The following is a 22,925-nucleotide window of genomic DNA, read 5'->3' on the forward strand; positions in this document are numbered from 1 at the left end:
TTAAGATCCTTTCAATTAATTTCGGAATAAGCGGAAATAAGTGTTTGGGCAGAATGAAGCCATGTTCTATCATTTAAATCCTGAATAGAATTTGTGATCATTTCTTTTTTCATAGGACTATACTTTAAAATACTTAAAATTCTGTCTGCCATGAGATCAATATCCCAAAAATCAACTTTCATGGCGTGATGCAGAACTTCGGAGACGCCGGACTGTTTTGAAATTATGATTGGTATATTTTGAGCAATGGCTTCTAAAGCTACTATCCCAAAAGGTTCAGAGACACTCGGCATAATAAATAAATCTGAAGTTTGTAACGCTAATTGAACTCCTGTTGAATTTAAAAATCCTTCAAACTGAAAATTCTTATGAATGCCAAGTTCCCAAGTTAATTGTTTCATTGCAGGAAGTAGATCTCCAGTACCAACAACTTTGAAAATAACATTTGGGTTTTCTTTTAAAACTTTTTCTGCTGCTAAAACAAAATAGGATGGACCTTTTTGAAATGTAATTCTTCCTACAAAAGTTACAACAGGTTTTATTTCTTCTTCTGAATTTTCTAAAACAGGTTCTATTTTTTCATTTAATTTTTGAACATGCTGATAATTGTTCGCGTTATAGACTACTTTAATTTTTTCAGGAGGAATATTAAATTTTTCTACTAATAAATTTTTTGTGTATTCTGAAACTGCAATTACAATATCACAAATTGACACGCCCATTTTTTCAATTTCTAAAATATTTTTATTATTATTTATTTCACCAGATCGGTCAATTTCAGTAGAATGAATATGCGCAACTATGGGTATTTGGTATTTATTTCGAATCATTTGAGTTGCTGTGAAAGTCATCCAATCATTTGCGTGGATGACTTGATAATTTTCATCTTTACTTAAAACATCTAAAGCTAATAGACCAACAATGTAACATTTTTCATTTATAGAAGCATCTCTTGAAAATGAAAAATCTATATTTCTGTTGTTTTGATTTTCTTTATTTTCATTTAGATTAATTATGCATTCGTGTATTTTTTTTAAATTATATTCAATTTTTTTCTTTTCAGAAAAAGACAGTTCTTTGTTTTCTATTTTATAATTATAGTGAGAATTTTTATGAGCATTTAATTTTTCTTGTATTGAATTTTTAATTTCATTATATGTTTCATTTACAGCGGTGATGGAATCGTTCGTTTTTTTAATTATTAAATTTTCTTGAATTTCTAATTTTTCATTTTTTTCAAAAACAAAGGGATTTTCTGGGCTAACAATTTTCAATCCTGGTATTTTAACTAGATGTGGAAAATAAGGCAAAATAAGTGTTACTTCATTGCCCATTTTTATTAAACCATTAATTAATCCCTCAGTTGCTGTACCTAATCCTCCAGAAATCATTGGAGGATACTCCCAACCTAGCATTAATATTTTCATGAATTCCGCCGTTTGTTATCATTATTTAATGTAACGTTAAATGATTAAAAAAATTATCTTGCTACTAAATCTAAATCAAGATGTTCTGGAAAAATTATTGGATTTGGACAAACTCGAATTGTATATGTTCTAATTTCTGGATTTTTTGTCTCAAGATCTATCGCATAAATAAATTGATTATGCGTGGGATCTGTCTCAACAAAAACTAAATTAACATCTTTTCTATCACTTATGCCATACATATTATCCGAATTTTCAAGAACTAAAGAAACTTCTAACCAATTCTCAGGGAATGGGGAATGAATTTCTAATTGTAAGGAAACATTTTCTCCTACAATTACAGTGTCAGATGGTTTTAATTCGGTTCTTGTAATTTGAACTTCTTTCCATTTTTCTTTTAAAAATTGGACATTGTTAATATGTTTTTTTAAGGATTCAATTTGCCCATCAGAATGAATGGACCAATTTTCGTGAAATTTTGCTGCTGGTAAATAGGATTTAGAAATATAGTCTGCAAGCATTCTGTGAGCACTAAATTTTGGAGTTAATACAGAAATAGATTTTTTCATTTTCTCAATCCATTCTGTAGGTATTTTAGAGCTATAATAAAGAGGTATAATCTCATATTCTAATGTGTCATATAAACTAACTGCATCTCTATCATCACGATTGTTTTCATTTAAAACTTCTTCCCGGTTTCCTATACTCCAGCCAAGATCGGGATCAAAGGCTTCATCCCACCATCCATCTAAGATGGAAAAATTTAATCCACCATTTAAGGCTACTTTAATACCACTCGTTCCTGAAGCTTCTAAAGGACGAATCGGTGTATTTAACCAAACATCAACGCCTCTCACAAGTTTTTGCGCAATATGCATGTCATAATTTTCAAGAAAAATAATTCGACTGCTTAATTTTTCATTTTGAATTGATTTGACCACTTTTTGAATAATTTCTTTTCCTAAATTATCTGCAGGATGTGCTTTTCCTGAAATTATTAGTTGAACTGGTTTTTCCGAATTTAATAATATTTTTTTTAGGCGATCAATATTTCTAAAAATAAGATGACCTCTTTTATAACTCGCAAAACGTCGAGCAAAACCTATGGTTAAATATTCTGCTGATAGTTCTGATTTAGGTATTGTAGATATCAAACGACTTTTTCTGTTAAGATGTACATTCCATAGTTCAGAATTAGGAATGTTTTCGACTCTTTTCCAAATATTTGGTTCATTTAATTTTGCGTCCCATCCTTTGCCAAGATAAAAATCAAATAACTCAACAAGCTCATTACACAACCATGTGCGTGTATGAACTCCATTCGTAATTCCATTAATAGGAATTTCATTTTCAGTAAGTGTTGGCCACAATGGCTTCCAAATTTTTTTAGAAACTTTTTTATGAAGTTGGCTTACTCCATTTCGGTGTCCACTTGTTCTTAACGCAAAAACGGGCATAGAAAATTCAGAATGATTGTCTGGCGAACGCCCTAAATTATAAAACTCTTCATCTGAAATTCCATATTTTTCAAAAATATTTCCTAAATATTTTGATAACATTTGAATTGGAAAAGCATCATTGCCTGCTGGAACAGGTGTATGGACTGTAAATATTTGTGTTCCTTTAGTTGCAATTAATGCTTCTTGCCAATTTAATCCTTTTTTAATAAATTGAGAAATTCTTTCTAATGTTAAAAAAGCAGAGTGTCCTTCATTTAAATGATATACGGCGGGCGATATATTTAGTTTTTGGAGAGCTTTTATACCTCCAACTCCTAAAACAATCTCTTGTTGAATGCGTAACTCTTGTCCACCAGAATATAGTCTTGATGTGATATTTCTGCTCTCATATGAATTTTCTCTTACATTTGTGTCTAATAAAAATAGTGGAATTCTTCCAACATTTAATTTCCATATTTGTGAATAAACAGTTTCACCAGCAATATTTACATCTATTAATAACGGTTTATTTGTTGATTCTGTAACAAGTTGCATTGGTAAATAAAAAGGATCATTTGGATCATAATTTTCATTTTGCCAGCCATCACTATTTAAATTTTGCCTAAAGTAACCTTCAGAATAAAATAACCCAACTGCAACAAGCGGTAGGCAAAGGTCACTTGCTGTTTTTAAATGATCTCCTGATAAAACGCCAAGCCCTCCTGAATACAATAAAATGCTTTCATGTAAACCAAATTCCATTGAAAAATAAGCAATTTTATTTGCAGGATTATAATCTGTTACTTTTGTAACGCCATTTTCTAAATAATTTTTAAACTCATTATAAACTTCATTTAAATGTTCTAAAAAACCATTGTCTTCTTTTAAATTTTCCCAAGTAGATGAGGGTAGTGTATTTAATAACTTTAAAGGACAAGGACCACTTGCTTCGTATTCTTGAGGATCTATTCTTCTAAATAAATTAATAGCGTTGCTGTTCCATGACCACCAAACATTGCGAGCAAGATCCCAGAGTGGTTCTAAATTTTTTGGTAATGACGATCGAATATGGAGTTGAATAGTACGCATTTATATTCCCCTAATTTTTTTGCCAATAAATATTGACTTGTAATTTAGAGAATTGCAACTATTCTAATTCAGTTTGTAACCTAAGAAAATTCTATTTAACCATAATTGACTAGATGGATTCAGGGTTTCTGCATTTTTCCATTCTGTTACATTGGCGAGAATAGATTTTGCAATAACGAGAAAAGAAGGGTCTTTTTTTAATCTTTCATTTGTAGCCAAAACAATTAAGTCTTGCAATAAATTTGCTTGATATTCTTTTGAGAGTTTTTCTGATATTTCAAGAACACTTTTTATTTCATTTAAAGTTACGGTTTTGGTTTCTTTTTCTTGAAGTGAATTTACAAGATTTGGCATGAAATTTTTAAAGGAATCTATTTGTAACTTTATTAAATTAAAATCTTCTTGAGAGATGCTATCAAGAATGCTTTTTTTCGAAATTTCTTTAAAATGAATAAAAACTTTTTGGCAGCGACTCGAAATTGTGGGAAGTACAAGACTTAGATTTTTTGTCGTGAGGATAAAAATTGATTTTGCTTGAGGTTCTTCCAAAGACTTTAAAAGAGCATTTGCTGAATTTGTATTCATTCTTTCACAGTTTTCAATGAAAAATAAACGTCTTTTTCCTTCTGAGGGTTGGTAAAGAACCAATTCTTTGATTTTAGCTAAGTCTTCTATTCGTAAAATTTTGCGTGTTCTGTCAGCAATAAAAATATCATTATGACTAGCGGCGATATCAAAAAGAGAAACATCATTTGTTTGAAAAAGCGCGACTCCTGAAATTTCTTTCACAAGTGTTTTAAAATGCTCTTCTGGAAAACTCATATTTTCAAATTGTTTACAAACTAAGAGTAGGGCGTGATGTTTGTAATCTTGAATGTTTTTAATGAACTCTTCAAATGAATTCATAATGTAATTCCTAAATGAGTCAAAATAGATTGTTTTATTTCTTTAAAAATCTCTTCAATAGATAAATTTGCATTGATAAGGATTCTTTTTGGTACTTTACCATTTGGATAAGTAAATGGTGTATTTAAAATTTTAAGATAACCATCTTTAATTAAAAAATGAATATTTTTTTGTTGGGAGTCCATACGGTCTTGTTGTCGTTGTTTTTCACTGTGGATGCGTTTGACCGCTGTATTTGGGTCAGCAATAAAAACAAATGTGAGATCGGGTATTAAATTATCAATAATTTGTTTTGAAATACTATCAACAACATCTTTATTAATATTGCCTAAAATACATTGATAAACATATGTGCTATCTAAAAATCGATCACATAAAACAAAATGGCCTTTTTTAAGCTCGGGTTGAATGATTTTTTGAATATGTTGCGCTCGTGCCGCAGATACCAACAAAAGTTCTGTGAGCGGAAGAGGGGCGTCATTATGCGTGTTAACTTGCTTAAATAAAGAGCGAATGCTTTCGGCAAAGGGCGTGCCACCAGGTTCACGAGTTGAGGTGCAAGGAATGCCAAGTTGTTTTATGGCTGTAAAAAGAAGTTCTATTTGAGTACTTTTCCCAACACCTTCGCCACCTTCAAATACTATAAATGCCATTTGTGTTCCCTGGTTAAATGCAGTTTTTACCGAGGGGCAATCCCCTACGCTTAGCTAACATAGAACATGACCGAAAGGGAGAGAAGTGGAAAATAGAATTTGATGGAGGTCTTTCTCATGGAAAAGTTAGATCTTGATTTAACAGGTGTCTCAGCTTATTCCGACTCTTCTCATGCCCGTGATAGAGAACTTTGGAGAGGGTTTTTAAGCTATGCATTACCAGTGGTTATGGCTCATGATGTGGAAAATTTAGAAAAATATCTAGCAGAAGCTGTCGTTTATTCTTTTGATGAGCTTACGGCGAAAGGCAGTGAAAATGCTTCACAAGCAGAAGTCATTCGCTGTATTTCTACTTTGCTTGCAAAAGAAATTGGAGTTCCGCCTGAGTTTGCTTTGGCATCTTTTTATGAAGGTGAAGTCCCAACAAAGCTTTATAAAATTAAATACAAACCCCTAAAAAAGAGCGTCAAAGTGCATCAAGAAGATAAAATGATTGGAGGCTGGCTTGCCGATTTGGCTAAAGTCCAAGAAGATAAAAAGTTTATTAAGACTGTAGAAACATGGAAAAAATGGTTGTTACAGGATAAACCCTATTCAAAAGTAGGATAAAAAAATAGCCTAGTTATGAGACATAACTAGGCTATCCAATTTCATGAAAAATCAAAAAATTTGGCTTTTGTGCTGATTAATAGCGAGGTGGACGTCCTTGACGCTCACCACCACGGTGTCCGCCGCCGTTAAATCCGCCACGGTTGTTGCGTGGTTCTGGAGGGCGTGCTGGGTTAACAACCATAGGGCGATTGTTTAGCTCACTACCATTAAACATTTCGATTGCTTTATCAGCATCTTCTTTTGATTCCATTTCGACAAAACAAAAACCTTTAAAACGGCCAGTTTCGCGATCCATTACAGCGCGAACAGAAGCTACTTTGCCTGCTTTTTCAAAAAGGCTTGCGATATCATTCTCTGTTGCTGAAAAAGGCAAATTGCCTACGTATAACTTGGTACCCACAGGATCTCCAGTTGAATTGTACACGTGCCGATCAAACACAAAAGCCCCATGCCACGCGTTGTATCGAACAGTAAAACTTTGAGACAATCGGTGGCTCTGAAAACTTTCAAGACGCACGGAGTATTCTCAATCTTGAGTGTTTCACGGAACGTGTTTACTTGCAAGAGAAAAATGTTGCAGTAGAAAAAATCAGTCGTAATAATTAGTTAAAAGATTAAAAAAGTAGCTTCGCAGCCGTAACCCCATTTATATCTTTTGTCGTTTTGCACTATTATGTATCGAATAAAGGGTTCAAAAACAATTAATCCTTTAAGTATTGGAAATCCTAAACCTAATTGAAATTGAGAAAAAGGGATATTTTCAGTCCCTGAAATGTCATCCACAGCATAGGTAATTGGGTACTGAGTTATAAATTTTGTTTGTCTGTAAATATATCCAAATGAATAACTTAAGCTTGGAATAACAACCCAGTCATATAAAATTCCTGTTTCCAAAGAATATCTAAAATCTTTTTCTTCAATTCTCAAAGCCTTAGGCATGTCAGGCTGTTGCCACGAATAATTCATTCGAAAGCCAGGACGAAACCAAATGCTTTTGTATAGAGGGAGATATCCATATGTGACAATTTCAGGAGCAATCTGTTTAAATGTAGTTTCTCCGTATTCTTCCCGAACATAAAAACTAGCGCCGCCTCCCACTGCTAAGTGAAAGTTTTTTTTATCGGCAAAAGCAACTTTAGCTATAAAAAAATGTAGAAAAATAAAAAATAAATATAAAAATTTTCGTTTTTTCATGTGCAACCCACACGATAAGTGCTTGGAAAACCAACAGATCCAAAATTTGCTTTTAATTGAGTGCAAATTTGAGTTTGTGTTGCCCCCGATCCTATTTGCGTTAAAAAGGAATTAAAAAAAGATCCTAAAATGAGGCCGTTGTAATCGGAATTATTGCTGTCTCCTGGGCTAGGTTTACAATAGTCATAAAATTTTATTAAACTACTGCTTGGTAAATTACTCATGTTACTTTTTGTTGTTTTAATGGCATTCGTCACTAAAGTCATAAAAGCACCACGAGCCAAACTTCCTGATAAAGAAGTTTGATCATACCCTAAGTTTTTTTGAGCATTAAATAGAGCATTGGCAAATAAAGTACCAATACAATAAAAACTTTGTTCACAGGTGGAATTAGATGAATCTGCTACTCCTCCTGTGATGTTGTCATAAGTAAACGTGATGGTAGAAAAATTTCTTTGAGTTCCTCCGTTACCAAAATCGATGCTATTTTGAAGAATATTTGTACTTCCTGTTAAAGTATAACTATTCATATCTGCGAATCCTTCATTTAATCCACGGATAACATATTCCTGGTTTAATCTGTCACAATCAGGGGTGCTCCCATTATCAAATGCCAATTCCCAAATAGAATGTCCAAATTCATGAGCAATTACTTGTAAATTTGCGGCAAGGGGAATGTTTTCTAAATTTGATCTTTGAAACATGATAAATTGATGTGCTCCAGGCACATAGGCCGCATTTAATTTTCCAGAGGATTGAATTGTGCTGCCATCGCTTTCTAGAATAATTTTTGGTTCAAAAAAGATACGAATTTTTCCATATTTTGAAAAAATAGAGTCCATTGAATATCCAGTCATAGTTTGGATATTGTTTGCAACAACATCAAACTGATAATAAGAAGAAAGCATAGCTAAGGTAGAATAATCTTTTGGAACAACAACACCATTTTTAACATTATATCTTAAATTTAAATCTTTGGACTGCTCGAAACTTTTTGCTGAGACAATTGATCCAGATACATAACTTGCTTTTAAAATCCCGCCAAAAACAAAATTAAAATAATTTCCATTTAAAGAGTTAAGATCCTGTAACCAAGTAAAAGTTGCTTTATCAAATTTAAATGTTGGTGCTTCAGAGCGTTTTTGGGTTGAAGTCATGCTATTCATTTGTAAGACTTCAGCAGTGTAAGGTGGGCCAGGGGCCTTATCTTGATTTGTACAGTTATTTATAAATACAAATAAAGTACAAATAATAAATAATTTAAAAAATTTTTTCTTTTGGACCAAGGTTTCATTCTCCTTTAAAAATAATTTATTTCATATTTAAATTTTTTAAAATAAAACTTGCCATCCCAGCCAAGGGCCTGAAACCAAATTTGTAAAATTCCAATAACCAAAATTTAAATTTGATTCTTTCCCTGTTTTATAATTCAATAATATACGAACAAAAAAAGGAATAGATTGTGTGTTTGTGTTAAAATCTAGAGAAGTTTGTTGTCCAGGATCGTCATATGAAATGCTAAAGTAAGGAGAATATAAAAATTGTCCTTCTATACCAAATCTATCTGTAAAAAAAGTTTGATAACCCAAACCAAATGCAATGGCATTCAATGATAATTTAAAATATTTTTTATCATTAGAATCACCATTTTGAGAACTAAAATTAAGAGTATTAAAATGAAATGTTAAAATATTATTTGAGTTAAAAAAATAGGATGTATTATTTGTAAAATTGATTAACCAAGTTGTGTTTTCTGGAGTACTGCTTGAAGAAGGAATTAAAAAATATCCTAAGTAACCAGTTATTACTGAACTTATAGATTTGTTACTAAAGAAACGGTATCTTGCTTTTAAAAATAAAAAAGGATTAAATGTAAATGAAGTAACAAGGGTTGATGCTGTATTTGTTCCTATAGTGAAATTGTCTGTTATTCCATAATCAAATCCGGTGAGCGGCAGATCAAAAGTAAAACGATTTTCTGGGACCATTCCCGTGTCAAAGTAACCAGAAAAAAAACCTAAAGGAGTTTCTACCGGAGGGGTTTGCTCAATAAAGTCACTTCCTCTTTGAGCGTGGGCAGAAAATGTTATAAAGAATGTTAAGAAACATAAAAGTGTAACTTGTTTCAATTGGAATCTACCTTTGTAAAGAAGATAAACATTATAGTTAATGGAGTTTCAGAACTATGCTAAAAAAAACTTTATATTTAAACATGCTTGTAGCTGTTTCTTTAACAACAACTTCATGCTTAACAGTTGGAAACCAATTTCCAAGTGTTGTAAATTGGATCAAACCGAATGTTACAACAAAAACCGAAATTGAAAAAGCATTTGGCCCACCTTATCGTGTTGGTTATGATTCAGGAATGAAAACGTATTCTTATGGATATTATAAGTATTCCCTTTTTTCTGAAAGCCAAACAAAAGATTTTACAATTCGATTTAATGAAAATATGACGGTCTATAACTATACATTTAGCAGTTCGTTTCCAGAAGATAAATAATTTTAGTCTTTTAAATATCACGACTTAGTTTTTAAATAGCCAACTGCCGCAACAATTTGTTTCATCTTTTTTTATTGAAATTTATGAAAAGAACTCATACTTAAGGATGTCAGTATAATAATGACTTAAATTTATTATTATATTTATATTCTATTATTGTCATGTAAGGGTTTCTTGTAATGAATTTAAAAAAGATAAGTGTATTAGGATCTATTTTAGTAACAGGATTTATTTCAGAAAGTTCATTTGCTTGTTCTTCTTGTGGATCAAGTGCAACCGCTCCACTTGTTTTAAATCCAAATGAAAATTTAAAAATGTATTTAGGAATATCTCAGAATTTTGGGTACATGAATTATGGTGGCTATGGAGCTTCAGCAACAACAAGAACAGCAAATAAAATGTTGACTTCAAGAAAAACCTTAACTCTTGCTGTTGGTTATAGAACGAGTGAAAATTCTTTTGTTACTTTAACAGGATCTGTGATTCAAAATGAAGGCCCTGCCGATTCAATGAATTATGCAAATGGCACAAAAACTAAGTATTTATTAGGCGATCCTATTCTTTCTGGAAGATACAATTTAGTGAATATGGGAATGGATAATATTTATCGTCCTCAAATACAATTAATGGCTGGATACAAACCTGGATTAGCAAAAAATATGGTTGATCGAGATGGTGGCGCAGTTGATACTGTAGGCAATGGTTTTCATCAAACAAATGGAGGAATTGATTTTTGGTGGGGAATGCCTATGATTCAATTTGGTGCAAGTCAATTAATCACCTATTCTTTTAATAGAACTCCAGGCAATGATTTTGGTGGTGGAATCAATCAAGTAAAACGTACTCGTGATTTACAATACACTACTGTTCTTACAGTGGGTCATGCTTTTACAGATTATAAATTTTCTGTTCAGGCAGGTATGATTCTCGATTATATTGGTGAAGAAACAATTTATTTAGAAAATTCTGCTGGAAATCAAACATCAAAAACAATTTCTCCAGCTCAATCAAATTCTGCATTTTTCCTTGCTAAATTTAACGTAACAGATTTGGATACTCTCAGATTTACCTATACAATTGGTGGCGCTTATGATGGAAATTTGGGACCTTATACAAATTCAAATCAAACGACTTCAAACTCAGCTTTAGTTGCTTATGAAAGAACATTTTTTTAAAAAAGGTATATTGTGAAATATAATTTCATTTTAAAATTTTTAAGTCTTATTTTATTATTAAATTCAAGTATTTCTTATGCTTTATGTGAGGTTGTCGATTTAGATAGCTTTATAAAAAGTGTTCATGGAAAAAAAAATATTCAATTGATATTTTTTTCATCATGGTGCTCTGATTGTAAAGAAGAATTGCTTAAAATAAAAAATGATTTAAATGAAAATTATATTTTAATTAATACCTTTGATTCTGTTGGGAAAGGAGATATTGCATTAAAGTCTTTAAAAATTAATCATAAATGTATTTTTGATAAAGATAGATTAATTGCTAAAAAATATAATGTGAAGTCCGTACCCAAAAAAATAATAGAACCTTAAATTAAATTTAATCTGTGAAAAGAATAAAATCTTGATTTGATTTTCTTGGAAATTTACTATTTACTTCTTTAATTAATTTTAAATTTTGATTCATATCTATTTTTGGGTATATTTCTTGAAGCTCGCTTTTAGAAATATATATATTTTTTATATCTGTCTCTATTTTAACTTGGCCATGTATATGGGATTCAATATAATTACCTTCAGCTCCTTTTCCATAATTACTATGAATAGGTGCGTTTGTGTTATTTGCTTTATTTATTAAACTTTTAAAACAATTATAGCCAAAAAAATCGTTTTGGCAGTTTGCAATTAAGTTTTCAAAACTAAAAAAAGTACACAACTTATTATAATCTGAGTTGAATCGATTTCCATAAATATCAAAAGGTGAATAAGTGCAAACGTGTTTTACATAATCATTTAGTACAAAAAAAGATTTTCCATAATGAGATGCGCCACCATGTTTATATCCTAAAAAATCGAGTGCAGCATAGATAGGCCTACTTATTCCCTGGAAATCTCTATTTAATGGGTTAAAAGAGTTACTATAACCACCCGTGACAGCTAATTTTTGATAAGGAGAATCCGTCAAATTGTTTAATTGAAAAGCGGAATTTTCAATAGAGTCTCTTCCAACATTATATGCTGGTAAATCATTTGGCCTGCCTGATAAACGAAAACAATTGTAAATTTCACCTTTTTTAAGAAGGCTTGTAAAATCTAATTTGGAAGAATTAAAATTTATTGTTAGTCTTGAATTTTGTAAAACATTAATAATTTTAGAAATTAATTCATTAGCTTCCATGTCGCTTTTGCATAATCCTCGAACTCGTTTAAAAGCTTTTTCGTAATTTATTTTTTGATTAAGAGTACATCTGTCATCTACGTTTTTTAAAATATTTTTTTAAAATATTTTTTTGAAATATTTTTGCGTAAGTAGAATGATTTTCTTTGTTTAATGTCATAAATTATCTCCAATAATCAAATAAATATAATATAACATTTAGATTAAATATCACTAAATGTTTAATTTATCAATGAACTTATTTATTTGTGTATGAATTTATTGTATATTATTGATAATAATATATATTTTTTAATAAATATTTAACGTGGTCTATTTTTGTGAAGCTTGTAAAATAAATATAAATATAGAATAATATTGATACTTATTAAGCTTCAATTAAAAAACAGTTCCATCACTTTCAATTTTGAGAGGAGGGCTTCCGTCTTTTCTTAATTGAGCCGCAATTTTTCTTCCTGCCCACCAAGTTCCACCTTCTAAAACGCGAGCAAGAGGAAAATCGGAAGATTTTTTACCTAACATTTCTGTTACTTTTTTTCCTATTTCATCTAGTAAAGCAATAGTTAAGGCGCGCCACTCAACAATTAAAGGCGCGCCAGGATGATGTAATTTTTCAAATTCATCTTTATTTTTTAAAGTAATTAAACCTGTGTCAATAATCAATCCACCGTTACGATATTCAGCAAGTCCTGTTAAGGCATCTATATGAGAAATGGTAAATCCTGCTTCCATTAAAGGTTCAAATAAGGAATAGGAAAGCCATTGAGAAAGTTTGTGGAATGGGACCAAGGAAGAAATTCCTTCTCCTAAAGCTTTGTATGACCAAACATCTCCCAAATTAATTTGGTTGATAGAAGCTCTTCCTGGCCAAATAGATCCTAATCCCTGCTGAATTGTTCGTAAAATTTGTGTCGCTGTTACGTTCCCTGTTGGGCATTTTTCTTGTAAATAATCGAGCATATTTCCAATACGAGGATTTTCACTTCCAAAAATATCGCTGTCTTTTAAAAGTGTTTCTCCTAAATTTTGAAGAAGTTTTAAACGGCCTTCCATTCCAATTAAAGAATTTTTTTCGGTAACTTGAAGTCCTTGTGCAAATTCTTCTAAAGTAAGAGATTTTAAACGTTCTGCATTTACTTGATAAGGATTTTCTTTTTCTGAAGAAAATAATCCTGATAAAAACATTCTTAGACTTGCGACAGCAAGGCCTTCAGAACGTGTGTATTCTTTTCCTGTATTTTTTTCAGAATATCGCCAACGAATACCTGCCCCTGCATCTAATAAAACGCTTAAAACAACCAGGTCTAATTTAGATTTTGTTCTTTGATTTGTTGTGAAACGAGTTAGGGCTAATTTTAATTCTGTTAATCTATCAAAATTTCCCACATTGAAATGGTTCCATCTTGAATGAAAAGGGATATTTAAATTGGGATAATTTTCTAAAGTAACAGAAGTAACAAATTTAGAAACTTCATCTAATTTATCCATATGAACAATAAAGTTGGTATTGCCAGATAAGGCTAAATTAAATATTTCATGAGCTTTTTTTCTAATTGTTAAAGGAGAAAAAATATTTTCGATATCGTGAATATCACCGCTAAAGTCATTCATAAGCTTATTCATCTAATTTGCGCCCTTTCACTTTTTTAAGTTCGGAGACACTTTTTGTTTTTCCCTCTGTAAAGTAACCGGCGGCTTTTTTAGCTTCCATTTCTACTTGAGCATCGGGCGGAATCAATTCATCTGGTATAGAAACCCTTCTAACAACTTCAATTCCACTTCCTACAATTGCATTGTATTTCATATCGCTCATAGAAACGAGATTATCAATGCGTTGAATTCCTAACCAATGCAAAACATCTGGCATGAGTTGTTGAAAACGCATGTCTTGAACGCCAGCAACACATTCTGTTCTATGAAAATAAGTGGCGGCACTATCACCACCTTCTTGGCGTTTTCTTGCATTATATACTAAAAATTTTGTTACTTCACCAAGAGCTCTGCCTTCTTTTCTAAAGTAAACAATTAATCCTGAACCGCCTTCTTGTGCGGTACGAATGGATTCTTCAATTCCATGGGTTAAATAAGGTCTACAAGTGCAAATATCGGAACCAAAAACATCGGAACCATTGCATTCATCATGAATTCGAACTGTTAATTTTTTCGAAAGATCGGAAACGTTTTTTACATCTCCAAAAATATAAACGCTGGTACTTCCAATTGGAGGAAGTAACACTTTTAGATCGCGGCGTGTAATTAATTCTGGAAACATGCCGCCTGTTTGATCAAATAAAACTCTTCTTAAATCACCTTCTGAGACGTTAAATCTTTTTGCAATTCCTGGTAAATACCACACTGGATCTATAGCCGCTTTTGTTACTAAAACGTCTTTATTTTTAGATATGATTTTATCATCTATATGAAGTCTACCGGCTTCAATTGCTTGAGAGATTTCTGGCATATTTATATGTGCAGTAGTTATTGCAATAGTTGGTCTTATGTCATAACCTTTTTCAAAAAAAGATTTAAAAACTTCGCCAACTTTTGCTCCCCATGGGTCTAAGCTTACTATTTTTTCAGGGTCTTCCCAAGATGGAAAAGGGCCAATATTTATTACTGGAGATGTATTTGTTAAATCTGGTTTATGTTCCATCGTTAAGGCGCCAGATGCATTTGCTAAGGCACGATAAACGGTATAACTTCCACTATGTGTACCTATGGAATTTCGATGTTCGCGGGTTGTTAAAGATGCAACAACTGGACCTCTTAATAATGGGTCTGCTTCTCCCCAATTTAGAGGGGCGGCGTGTTTAAATATACTTGCAGGATGTGAAGTTAATAATACGTGACCATTACTTGTCATTTTTTACTCCTAATTCTTTTAGGACATCCAATTTTGATTGGTGATTTGAAACCATTTTGTTGTTACTTTTTTACGATTACTCCAAAATTCTATACCACCATCACCAGTGATATCTCCATGTCCAAATTTAGAAAGATTTATTCCGCCAAAAGAAAAAGGTTCTCTTGGTACAGGAATACCAATGTTTATTCCTATCATTCCCGCTTTTGCATTTGCAGAAACATATTCCGCGATATCTCCACGAGATGTAAAAACAGAAGCGGCATTTCCATAAGGATTTGCATTTTCTATTTTCATAGCTTGTTCCAAATTTTTGCAACGAATGATTGATAAAATAGGGCCAAATAATTCTTCTTTAGCAGAATAACTTTGAGGATCAACATGATCTAATATTGTTGGATTAAGCCAATTACCGCCTGAAAGTTCATCTGGTACTGTTACCTTACGTCCATCTACAAGAATTTTAGCACCTTCAGATGAAGATTTTTCAATTGCATTTTTTAATCGATCCAAAGATTGTTTCGTTATAATCGCTCCTATATCTTTGCTCGCTTGAAACTTTGCTGCTTTATTTGCTATTTCTTGAATAAGGGAGTCGGTTTCTCCAACAGACAATAATACACTTGCTGCCATGCAGCGTTGCCCAGCACATCCTGAAAAGGAAGATAAAATTCCATCCACGGCAAGTTCTTTTTGAGCATCTGGCATTAAAAAAATATGATTTTTTGCACCCCCTAACGTTAAAGCTCTTTTTCCGTTTGCCGTTGATCGTGTGTAAACATATTTTGCAACAGGAGAAGAACCAACAAATCCAATTGCCTTTATGTCTTCATGATCACAAAGAGCGTCTACTGTTACTTTATCGCCTTGAACTACATTTAATATCCCATCGGGTAATCCACATTCTTTAAGAGCATTTGCAATTAGAAGCGAAGTCATTGCTGTTTTCTCGGAAGGCTTCCAGATAAAAGCATTCCCAACCATGATGGCTATAGGAATCATCCACATGGGTACCATTGCGGGAAAATTACTTGGTGTGATACCAGCAACTACTCCTAAAGGTTCTCTTCTGTATTCACATTGAATGCCTTTTGAGACCATCATTTTGATAAGGGGATCATTATTTTGAAGCCCTATCGCAAATTCAATGATCTCAACTCCTTTTAAAACGCCGTCGCGAGCTTCTTCGGGAAGTTTGCCGCACTCATTGCTTATTGTTTGTGACAGTATAGGCATGTTATCAAGAAGCCATGATTTAAATTGATTCATAACAAGGGCTCTGTCACGATAACTTAGTTGCCCCCATTCTTTTTGTGCTGTTTTTGAAGTTTGAACTGCTTTATCAATTGTTTTAAAAGAACTTCGGTAAGTATTTGCAATTGTTTTTCCATTAAAAGGGCTTAATATAACTCCTAATTTTTCATCGGGAGTCTCCCATTTTCCTTCAATAAAATTAAGGCATTCTACAATCTTTGGGCTTGTGCTTGAAGAGGACATAAGATCTTTATCCTTTTTCCTTGGCTTTGCTGAACAAAAAGAGTATGCGTACTATCCCTAGACTATTGGTGAGAATTTAGTGTATGTCAATTTTCCGGTGCGGTAAATTCAGCCCACTAATAAAAAGGCGAATTCAGACATTTGATGTTTTAATTTGCATCCAATAAAGTCATACCAACGTTATTTTTGGTATCAGTGTTGTGTAGGAGAATAAAAAACGATGCCGCCTAAAATGCCTTCTCAACCACAAGAGCTGACTCGAGCGGAAGTAAGTCAACTCAAAACTTTACTTACAAAATTGCGTGATGAGCTCTATGCAAAAGAAGTTGCACGTAAAAATGAAGGAGCCTATGAAATAAGTCGGGATGATATATCTGATGAAACCGACTTAGCATCTGTTGAAACAGATCAAGAAGTAAATATGAAACTTGCAGAAGCTGATAGAGTAAAAATTGCTTTAATTGAAAAAGCTCTAAGAAAAATTGAAGCCAATGATGGAACCTATGGACTATGTGAAGGAACGGGCGATCCAATCGGATTTAAACGTTTGCAAATACAACCTTGGGCTCTCTATTCTCTACGCCATCAAGAAGATCTTGAAAGGGGAAGAAGAGCAAATTGATTTTATTTATTCGTATTTAATAAACCTCTAAAGGGATTTCTCTTTAGAGGTTTTTTTTATATGAAACATTTCTTTTCTGGACTGCCATTTACATTAGTGATATTTTCAAAATTCATTCATTTATAAAACAATTCATAAGGGGATTTTAATGTCTCATAATTTCAAAAAAATGTTAAATAAAAGCTATTTATTATATCTACCATTAACTTTAAGTTTATCAAATTTCTCTTATGCAGCGGACTTACCAAATGGTATTAAGTTATCTAAAAATCAAGTTTTAAATCGTGGAAATGGAGCCGAAATCCCAACTATTGATCCTCAAAAAATAGAAGATGTTCAAGCTGCAAATGTAGGTTTAGATCTTTTTGAAGGTCTTGTTCGTTATGATGCTCAAGGAATATTAAGGCCAGCGGGAGCTACAGATTGGACAATTAGTAAAGATGGATTGACTTATATTTTTCATCTTAGAAAAAATTCAAAATGGTCAAATGGAGATATTATTACTGCACATGATTATGTATATGGTTTTCAGCGACTCGTTGATCCTAAAATAGCATCTTCTTATGCCTTTATTGTATCTTCAATTAAAAATGCAGAATTAATAAATGCAGGAAAAGAGCCTTTAAATAAGCTTGGTGTGGTTGCTTTAAACGATTATACTTTACAAATATCTTTAAATGAACCGACTCCCTATTTATTTGAAATTTTAACTTTAAGTAACTGTGTACCAGCAAATAAAAATGCAATGGATAAAAAGAAAGATCAATTTTTTCAAGCTGGAATTTTAGTTTCAAACGGGCCTTATACTTTAAAGTATTGGAAAGTTGGAGACAAAATCACATTGGTTAAAAATCAAAATTATTGGAATGCGAAAAAAACGATAATTGAAGAAGTTAATTTTTATCCTACTCAAAATTTAACATCTGAAGAACAAATGTATGAATCAGGTCAGATAGATATTACGAATGAAATTCCTATGGATAAATACGATTCTTTAAAAAGAAAGCTAACTGACGAAGTTAAAACAAACCCTGCTTTAACTTCTTATTGGTTTAGTTTTAATTTAGATAAACCACCTTTTAAAGATAATATTAAATTGCGTAAAGCATTATCACTTGTGGTTGATCGTGATGTCATAACAAAAAAAGTAACAATGAGAGGTGAAAAACCTTTGTATGATATTGTTGCTATTGGAACAAAAAATTACAATCAATTTAAATATGATTGGAGTGATAAATCTATTCAAGAAAGAATTCAATTAGCAAAAAAATTATATGAAGAAGCTGGATATTCAGCAGCTAAGCCTTTAAATATTAGAATATTATATAATACAAATGATAATAGTAAAAAATTAGTTTTAGCTCTTGCATCTATGTGGAAACAAACTTTAGGAGTAAATGCTGTTACTGAAAATCAAGAATGGAAAGTCTTTTTAAATTCAAGAAATAAAGGTGAATTTGATGTTGTTTGGAATAGATGGATAGCGGATTATAATGATGCGAATACATTTGCAGATTTATCAAGATCTAGTAGTGAAATGAATACTTCAAAATATAACAATCCAAAATATGATGAACTATTAAAAATAGCGACAAAAGAACTAGATTTAAAGAAAAGGCAAAAAATTCTTGAAGAAGCATCAGCTTTAATGATGAATTCTTATCCTATTGTTCCTTTATATTCTGCTGTTACTACTCACTTGGTTAAAAAACATGTTGGCGGTTATACTGGAAAAAACCCACAAGACTCCACCCAATCCTTTGAGTTATATATAAAAGAACATGAACAAAGATAACGAGTCACTCCTTTGACGTTAAGCTTTTAAACTTTAGTCACGATATTATTCTGGGAGTTTAAAAGCATGGGCGGATTAATTAAATACATTACTATATTTATATTTTTTGGAGTGATTTGGTTTGGTATTTTATCAATTCAAGTTAGTAAAAAAACTTCACTATTTGTTGCAATACAAAAAGAATTAAAATTGTATCCCGAAGATGAAGACGATCAATCAAATAAAAAATCTATTGATAGAGAAAAAGTAATTGATGCAATTTCAAAAGCATTTAATAATTAATTTACAAAATGTCTCATTATATTTTTATAAATAAATAAAGAACGGTGAACAGAAATAACATATGGATCATCATAAGTTATATCATAAGGAATTCCTAAATCATCATCAAAACAGCAAGGCATAGAAACCGCGTGAAGTTCTGAATTGGGATTTATTTGAATAGAGTTGATTGTTTCTTTTAAACTTGCATGTGAATGTACAAATAATAAAACGATTTTTTGAAAAGAATTTAAATTTAAAGAACAGTCTTCAATTTTTTTAGCAATAATATTTATATTTTTTTTATCATTTATTTTCTCAAGTATTTTATTGTAATCTCTTTCCATTGCCGGATCAATTGAAAAAATAGTCCACTTAGTCATATTTGCTATATAATATCCTGTTCTTGGATTATACCCATCACCTACCACAAGAATTGCTATAGATTCATCGTTATAATCTAATTTTAATTTGTGTCTTACGGCCTCAAATGCTCCTTGAGTTTCAGATATTTCTTTAGCATTTGGATAAAAACCTGTATCAATAAGTTTTGCTGCAGACTTTAGTTTTAAGAAAAAATCTATATACCGAAGACTTGGTTTTGTTACTTTTATAGTAAAATATTCATTTGTTTCAGAGTGATCAATAACAGGACGTGGCATACTAAACCTCAAGCTTAAAATAGGATAATCCTATTCAATTTGCTTAAACTAATATTCCATTTATAATTGGTCAATAGAACTTGAGAGAATAGTATCTGTTAAAACTTTATGAAATGGTTTGATAATTTTCAAACCGTTTTCACTTAATCCATATGAAAAAGATTTATTTCCACTAGGTATTTTAAAAAACAACCCAAAATCGACACCTGTTTCTAATAAATTTTCTATGTCCTTTTTAATTCCTTCTCCTGGAGAAGGATTAATCCAATTTTTTAAAATATCAACTTGAAATTTTTCTGATTTAAAATCGGGAGAAAAAATTTTTGAGATTTGTGATGCTGTAATTGGAGAATGAGGCAATAATAAATTACCAGTATCATCACTATGTGGGACTAATAAAGAAACTATAGCCATAATTTTTTTGGAATCAAATTTTTTCTCAGAATTGATTTCTTTTAAAATAAAGATAAAGTCATTATATTTTTCAATAAAACTGATAAAAGATTCTAATCTCCATGATAACAATGATAATGGATCGGATTGTAATTGATTTAAATAATTAAAAATAGATGTTTTTATATATGGAAATTCATCTAAGAAAAATTCATTATTTTCTAGAATAAAGTCATCATAATTGTTTTTATCATTTGAAGTTAATTTTGCAATTTTACTTCTTGATATTTCTCTTATTTTTTCTACGGTTTCACTTGGATATATTGCCATTCCGGTTAAATAATCTTCTTCTTGTTCGGAACAAAAAATTCTTTTTACAAAATCATGAGCAAAAATTTCTTCCAAAATATTTTCTTCATATAAAGATTCTTTTTTTTCGACAGATACTTCCTGCAAAATTAAATCTGCTGTAATGGCGAGCCAATTTTTTATAAAATTATGGTTAACACCTGATAATCTTGTCATTTCTTTTACAATAAATTCAAGACTAGTTTTTGAAAATAAACTAAAGCCAAAGTGTCTATAAGAATACGCAATTTCAATAGCTAAAAAATCTTTTTGAAGAGGAGAAACAGATTCATCTTGTGAATTTAAATTAAGAGATGCTTTTAAAATTTCAATTATTCTTGAGTTTTTTTCAATTGATTTTAGATGAATATTTGCATCTTTAATAATTGTCTTCATACTTATTTTTTTTCCTGTTACTGTTAAGGTAAACTTGGACTACTGACATTAATATTAACTGTTTTTTGTGTTTGTGATGTTGTCACAGTTTGTATAATTGAATTGACTTGTCTGTTAATTAAGTTTGTAATATCTGTTACCTGTTGCAGCGAATTTTTAATTGGATCAATATCTCCATAGCTAGTTGGTCTTACAGAAATATTTCCTTGAGTAACAAGTAAATCGTTTAAATTTGAATTTGTACTAATTACTGTGCTTGTTCCATCGGGATTAAATATTTGTTTACGTTGGTCTGTTACGGCTGAATTAATTTCAGCAGATCCAGAAGAGGTTCCTACTGTCTTTTGATCTCCTGAAGAGCCATTTGGAGTCGTAGAGCCAGATTCATTTCCTTGTTTGCCTTTGCCTTCATTATTTTGTTGTTGATTATTATTTTGTTGATTTTTATTTTTAATTTTTGATTCATTTTGTTTAAAATTTGGATCTACAGCTGCCGCATCTGCATTTAGTTTATTTAACACAGCAGGTGGTACAGGTTTAGGAACAGTAGGTGATTTATTCCCAACAACTTCGGTAAATAAATTTGCAGGTACAACAACAGATTTACTCGGATCCGCAATACTTGTTACTTGAACCGTTCCTGTAGTAACAACAATTTGAGTGTTTCCTGGTACGGAAGCATCAATAAAACCGCTTGTACCACGTATACCCATCACGGAGTTTGAGGTTTTAAATTTGGCGTCCGTTTTTCCTGTCCCAGAATCTGCTTCTTCTTGAGGTTTGACAAAAAAACGTACTTTCCCTTTTACAATATCAATTGCGGATTTAACATCATTTACGTTTTCTGCTTTGGCTTTTATTTTGAATTCTGCTAATTTAATGCGTGCATTTTGAAATACCATTAAATTACTTCCATCATTAAAAGTGATTTTGAGCGCTGTTTTGTCATAGGTTACAAGTTCGTCTGTTTCTTGTAAGACAAAGTCCTTTTCAGCTGTTAGGGTTTTGCCAGAACGGACAACTTCAACTTTACCAATCACGTTTGTTAATTTGCCAATACCCTCAGAAGTTTGCGCAAAACAGGAGAAAGGAAAAACAAATGTTGCAATGCAAAGGGACAGTAATATAAGCCTTAATAGTTTGGAAAAAGTGTTTCTTCGATTTTGGGCGTATATGTTTGCAACCATATTTTTCCTTTGAATCGGATGAATGACTATATTTAGAGCATAACCAGTATCTTGCTTTAAATGTGAAATTAGTGCCAAAAAGGACGACACCTTAAAATGATAATTCCCTCTTTTTATCCTGTTTCTAAAATAACAAATTTTGCTGAATTTTATTCAAATGCATCAAAATATAGGACAACTTATTTTCTAACTTATATGTCTTTTAAAAAAACAGAAGATGAAAAAGGCTCATTAAATTTTGCTGTTGTTACCTCAAAAAAAGGAGTGCATAAAAGAGCTGTAAAAAGAAATAGGGCGAGAAGAAGATTAAAATATGCTTTTATGCATTATATTAAAACAGCTCAATTGCCATTAGGTATTGAAATTCAGGTTCTATTTATGGCAAATAGAAGTGTATTAGAGGCTGATTGGGATGATCTTCTTACCGCGGTTCAAAATGCGATGCAAAAAGTTATATCAAGAGGCTGTTCAAATTTGGAAGCAAAACTATGAGTTTAAAAAAATGGAACGATTTTGTTGTTCTTTTGTTCGTTTTCTTGATCAAGGTTTATAAGCAGTGTATTTCTCCAGCACTTGGCTCACGATGTCGGTTTTATCCAAGTTGTTCTCAATACAGTTTGGAAGTATTTCAAAAGTATGGTGCATTAAAAGGTTTTGGCAAAACAACTGTCCGAATTTGCAAGTGCCATCCTTTTCATAGAGGCGGAGTTGATCTCCCTTAAAGTT

24 protein-coding genes and 1 pseudogene are annotated in these 22,925 nt (G+C 31.6%); 9 read left to right on the forward strand and 16 right to left on the reverse strand.

Annotated elements, in window-relative coordinates:
• Window positions 1–11 precede the first annotated feature (11 nt).
• The 4 genes from GCL60_RS01115 to tmk form a co-directional block, all read right to left on the reverse strand.
• A complete protein-coding gene (locus tag GCL60_RS01115; protein ID WP_153418015.1) occupies window positions 12–1,427 on the reverse strand; it encodes a glycosyltransferase in 1,416 nt (471 codons plus the stop codon).
• A 53-nt stretch (window positions 1,428–1,480) separates the two neighbouring features.
• Complete coding sequence (gene glgP, locus GCL60_RS01120; protein WP_153418016.1) at window positions 1,481–3,955, reverse strand: alpha-glucan family phosphorylase; 2,475 nt, start codon at window positions 3,953–3,955, stop codon at window positions 1,481–1,483.
• 63 nt (window positions 3,956–4,018) lie between these two features.
• Window positions 4,019–4,861, reverse strand: a complete 843-nt coding sequence (locus GCL60_RS01125; protein ID WP_153418017.1) for a hypothetical protein — start codon at window positions 4,859–4,861, stop codon at window positions 4,019–4,021.
• Entirely contained in the window at window positions 4,858–5,514 is a 657-nt protein-coding gene (gene tmk / locus GCL60_RS01130; protein ID WP_153418018.1) for a dTMP kinase, read from the reverse strand. Before tmk ends, GCL60_RS01125 begins: the two co-directional genes overlap by 4 nt.
• Before the next feature lie 117 nt (window positions 5,515–5,631).
• Here tmk and GCL60_RS01135 point away from each other — a divergent pair, with 117 nt between their 5' ends.
• Window positions 5,632–6,123: a hypothetical protein gene (locus tag GCL60_RS01135; protein ID WP_153418019.1), complete on the forward strand. Its 492-nt coding sequence runs from the start codon at window positions 5,632–5,634 to the stop codon at window positions 6,121–6,123.
• Window positions 6,124–6,199: 76 nt separating this feature from the next.
• Here the strand turns inward: GCL60_RS01135 and GCL60_RS17395 are convergent, their stop codons facing one another.
• The 5 genes and pseudogenes from GCL60_RS17395 to GCL60_RS01155 form a co-directional block, all read right to left on the reverse strand.
• Window positions 6,200–6,340 carry a hypothetical protein gene (locus GCL60_RS17395; protein WP_237639039.1) on the reverse strand — a complete coding sequence of 47 codons (141 nt, stop codon included), beginning with the start codon at window positions 6,338–6,340 and terminating at the stop codon, window positions 6,200–6,202.
• A 24-nt stretch (window positions 6,341–6,364) separates the two neighbouring features.
• Window positions 6,365–6,643 (reverse strand): annotated as a pseudogene (locus GCL60_RS17495) (RNA recognition motif domain-containing protein); the annotation flags it as partial.
• A gap of 89 nt (window positions 6,644–6,732) precedes the next feature.
• Window positions 6,733–7,320: a hypothetical protein gene (locus GCL60_RS01145; protein WP_153418021.1), complete on the reverse strand. Its 588-nt coding sequence runs from the start codon at window positions 7,318–7,320 to the stop codon at window positions 6,733–6,735.
• Entirely contained in the window at window positions 7,317–8,606 is a 1,290-nt protein-coding gene (locus GCL60_RS01150; protein WP_153418022.1) for a gluzincin family metallopeptidase, read from the reverse strand. Before GCL60_RS01150 ends, GCL60_RS01145 begins: the two co-directional genes overlap by 4 nt.
• 45 nt (window positions 8,607–8,651) lie before the next feature.
• The gene (locus GCL60_RS01155) at window positions 8,652–9,449 is read right to left on the reverse strand and encodes a hypothetical protein (RefSeq protein ID WP_153418023.1); all 798 of its coding nucleotides are present in this window, start codon (window positions 9,447–9,449) and stop codon (window positions 8,652–8,654) included.
• A gap of 56 nt (window positions 9,450–9,505) precedes the next feature.
• On the opposite strand from GCL60_RS01155, the gene GCL60_RS01160 reads away from it, so the two are divergent.
• From GCL60_RS01160 to GCL60_RS01170, 3 genes are all read left to right on the forward strand, one after another.
• A complete protein-coding gene (locus GCL60_RS01160) occupies window positions 9,506–9,823 on the forward strand; it encodes a hypothetical protein (protein ID WP_153418024.1) in 318 nt (105 codons plus the stop codon).
• Between the two features lie 179 nt (window positions 9,824–10,002).
• Complete coding sequence (locus GCL60_RS01165; RefSeq protein ID WP_153418025.1) at window positions 10,003–10,998, forward strand: hypothetical protein; 996 nt, start codon at window positions 10,003–10,005, stop codon at window positions 10,996–10,998.
• A gap of 12 nt (window positions 10,999–11,010) precedes the next feature.
• Window positions 11,011–11,370 carry a TlpA family protein disulfide reductase gene (locus GCL60_RS01170; protein ID WP_153418026.1) on the forward strand — a complete coding sequence of 120 codons (360 nt, stop codon included), beginning with the start codon at window positions 11,011–11,013 and terminating at the stop codon, window positions 11,368–11,370.
• Between the two features lie 7 nt (window positions 11,371–11,377).
• Here GCL60_RS01170 and GCL60_RS01175 read toward each other — a convergent pair whose 3' ends face one another.
• The 4 genes from GCL60_RS01175 to mmsA form a co-directional block, all read right to left on the reverse strand.
• Complete coding sequence (locus tag GCL60_RS01175) at window positions 11,378–12,175, reverse strand: DUF3626 domain-containing protein (protein ID WP_153418027.1); 798 nt, start codon at window positions 12,173–12,175, stop codon at window positions 11,378–11,380.
• Between the two features lie 378 nt (window positions 12,176–12,553).
• A complete protein-coding gene (locus GCL60_RS01180; RefSeq protein WP_202613981.1) occupies window positions 12,554–13,798 on the reverse strand; it encodes a DUF1688 family protein in 1,245 nt (414 codons plus the stop codon).
• Window positions 13,791–15,038 (reverse strand): GTP cyclohydrolase II, encoded by a 1,248-nt coding sequence (locus GCL60_RS01185; protein WP_153418028.1) that lies wholly within the window; start codon window positions 15,036–15,038, stop codon window positions 13,791–13,793. Before GCL60_RS01185 ends, GCL60_RS01180 begins: the two co-directional genes overlap by 8 nt.
• Window positions 15,039–15,056: 18 nt before the next feature.
• On the reverse strand, window positions 15,057–16,535 hold the full coding sequence (gene mmsA / locus GCL60_RS01190) for a CoA-acylating methylmalonate-semialdehyde dehydrogenase (protein WP_153418029.1): 1,479 nt from the start codon (window positions 16,533–16,535) through the stop codon (window positions 15,057–15,059).
• A 220-nt stretch (window positions 16,536–16,755) separates the two neighbouring features.
• Between mmsA and GCL60_RS01195 the strand changes: the two genes are divergently transcribed.
• From GCL60_RS01195 to GCL60_RS01205, 3 genes are all read left to right on the forward strand, one after another.
• Window positions 16,756–17,157, forward strand: coding sequence for a TraR/DksA family transcriptional regulator (locus tag GCL60_RS01195; RefSeq protein WP_153418030.1), 402 nt, complete (start codon window positions 16,756–16,758; stop codon window positions 17,155–17,157).
• A 148-nt stretch (window positions 17,158–17,305) separates the two neighbouring features.
• Complete coding sequence (locus GCL60_RS01200; protein WP_153418031.1) at window positions 17,306–18,952, forward strand: peptide ABC transporter substrate-binding protein; 1,647 nt, start codon at window positions 17,306–17,308, stop codon at window positions 18,950–18,952.
• Between the two features lie 66 nt (window positions 18,953–19,018).
• The gene (locus GCL60_RS01205) at window positions 19,019–19,234 is read left to right on the forward strand and encodes a hypothetical protein (RefSeq protein ID WP_153418032.1); all 216 of its coding nucleotides are present in this window, start codon (window positions 19,019–19,021) and stop codon (window positions 19,232–19,234) included.
• Here GCL60_RS01205 and GCL60_RS01210 read toward each other — a convergent pair.
• Genes GCL60_RS01210 through GCL60_RS01220 form a run of 3 tightly spaced genes read right to left on the reverse strand, consistent with a single transcriptional unit; the run spans window position 19,231 to window position 22,277 of the window.
• A complete protein-coding gene (locus GCL60_RS01210; RefSeq protein ID WP_153418033.1) occupies window positions 19,231–19,875 on the reverse strand; it encodes a hypothetical protein in 645 nt (214 codons plus the stop codon). The genes GCL60_RS01205 and GCL60_RS01210 overlap by 4 nt on opposite strands.
• 60 nt (window positions 19,876–19,935) lie before the next feature.
• Window positions 19,936–21,012: a hypothetical protein gene (locus GCL60_RS01215; RefSeq protein ID WP_153418034.1), complete on the reverse strand. Its 1,077-nt coding sequence runs from the start codon at window positions 21,010–21,012 to the stop codon at window positions 19,936–19,938.
• A 23-nt stretch (window positions 21,013–21,035) separates the two neighbouring features.
• On the reverse strand, window positions 21,036–22,277 hold the full coding sequence (locus GCL60_RS01220) for a FecR domain-containing protein (RefSeq protein WP_153418035.1): 1,242 nt from the start codon (window positions 22,275–22,277) through the stop codon (window positions 21,036–21,038).
• Window positions 22,278–22,295: 18 nt separating this feature from the next.
• On the opposite strand from GCL60_RS01220, the gene GCL60_RS01225 reads away from it, so the two are divergent.
• Window positions 22,296–22,691: a ribonuclease P protein component gene (locus GCL60_RS01225; RefSeq protein ID WP_153418036.1), complete on the forward strand. Its 396-nt coding sequence runs from the start codon at window positions 22,296–22,298 to the stop codon at window positions 22,689–22,691.
• Window positions 22,688–22,921 (forward strand): membrane protein insertion efficiency factor YidD, encoded by a 234-nt coding sequence (yidD, locus tag GCL60_RS01230; protein WP_153418037.1) that lies wholly within the window; start codon window positions 22,688–22,690, stop codon window positions 22,919–22,921. Before GCL60_RS01225 ends, yidD begins: the two co-directional genes overlap by 4 nt.
• The last annotated feature ends 4 nt before the right edge of the window (window positions 22,922–22,925 follow it).

The organism is Silvanigrella paludirubra (genome assembly GCF_009208775.1).
Taxonomy (GTDB): Bacteria; Bdellovibrionota_B; Oligoflexia; order Silvanigrellales; family Silvanigrellaceae; genus Silvanigrella; species Silvanigrella paludirubra.

Excerpts from the sequence above, each read along its gene's own strand:
- GCL60_RS01115 (WP_153418015.1), bottom strand. The coding sequence starts at position 1,427 with ATGAAAATATTAATGCTAGGTTGGGAGTATCCTCCAATGATTTCTGGA.
- glgP (WP_153418016.1), bottom strand. The coding sequence starts at position 3,955 with ATGCGTACTATTCAACTCCATATTCGATCGTCATTACCAAAAAATTTA.
- GCL60_RS01125 (WP_153418017.1), bottom strand. The coding sequence starts at position 4,861 with ATGAATTCATTTGAAGAGTTCATTAAAAACATTCAAGATTACAAACAT.
- tmk (WP_153418018.1), bottom strand. The coding sequence starts at position 5,514 with ATGGCATTTATAGTATTTGAAGGTGGCGAAGGTGTTGGGAAAAGTACT.
- GCL60_RS01135 (WP_153418019.1), top strand. The coding sequence starts at position 5,632 with ATGGAAAAGTTAGATCTTGATTTAACAGGTGTCTCAGCTTATTCCGAC.
- GCL60_RS17395 (WP_237639039.1), bottom strand. The coding sequence starts at position 6,340 with ATGTTTAATGGTAGTGAGCTAAACAATCGCCCTATGGTTGTTAACCCA.
- GCL60_RS01145 (WP_153418021.1), bottom strand. The coding sequence starts at position 7,320 with ATGAAAAAACGAAAATTTTTATATTTATTTTTTATTTTTCTACATTTT.
- GCL60_RS01160 (WP_153418024.1), top strand. The coding sequence starts at position 9,506 with ATGCTAAAAAAAACTTTATATTTAAACATGCTTGTAGCTGTTTCTTTA.
- GCL60_RS01165 (WP_153418025.1), top strand. The coding sequence starts at position 10,003 with ATGAATTTAAAAAAGATAAGTGTATTAGGATCTATTTTAGTAACAGGA.
- GCL60_RS01175 (WP_153418027.1), bottom strand. The coding sequence starts at position 12,175 with ATGGAAGCTAATGAATTAATTTCTAAAATTATTAATGTTTTACAAAAT.
- GCL60_RS01180 (WP_202613981.1), bottom strand. The coding sequence starts at position 13,798 with ATGAATAAGCTTATGAATGACTTTAGCGGTGATATTCACGATATCGAA.
- GCL60_RS01185 (WP_153418028.1), bottom strand. The coding sequence starts at position 15,038 with ATGACAAGTAATGGTCACGTATTATTAACTTCACATCCTGCAAGTATA.
- mmsA (WP_153418029.1), bottom strand. The coding sequence starts at position 16,535 with ATGTCCTCTTCAAGCACAAGCCCAAAGATTGTAGAATGCCTTAATTTT.
- GCL60_RS01195 (WP_153418030.1), top strand. The coding sequence starts at position 16,756 with ATGCCGCCTAAAATGCCTTCTCAACCACAAGAGCTGACTCGAGCGGAA.
- GCL60_RS01200 (WP_153418031.1), top strand. The coding sequence starts at position 17,306 with ATGTCTCATAATTTCAAAAAAATGTTAAATAAAAGCTATTTATTATAT.
- GCL60_RS01205 (WP_153418032.1), top strand. The coding sequence starts at position 19,019 with ATGGGCGGATTAATTAAATACATTACTATATTTATATTTTTTGGAGTG.
- GCL60_RS01210 (WP_153418033.1), bottom strand. The coding sequence starts at position 19,875 with ATGCCACGTCCTGTTATTGATCACTCTGAAACAAATGAATATTTTACT.
- GCL60_RS01215 (WP_153418034.1), bottom strand. The coding sequence starts at position 21,012 with ATGAAGACAATTATTAAAGATGCAAATATTCATCTAAAATCAATTGAA.
- GCL60_RS01225 (WP_153418036.1), top strand. The coding sequence starts at position 22,296 with ATGATAATTCCCTCTTTTTATCCTGTTTCTAAAATAACAAATTTTGCT.
- yidD (WP_153418037.1), top strand. The coding sequence starts at position 22,688 with ATGAGTTTAAAAAAATGGAACGATTTTGTTGTTCTTTTGTTCGTTTTC.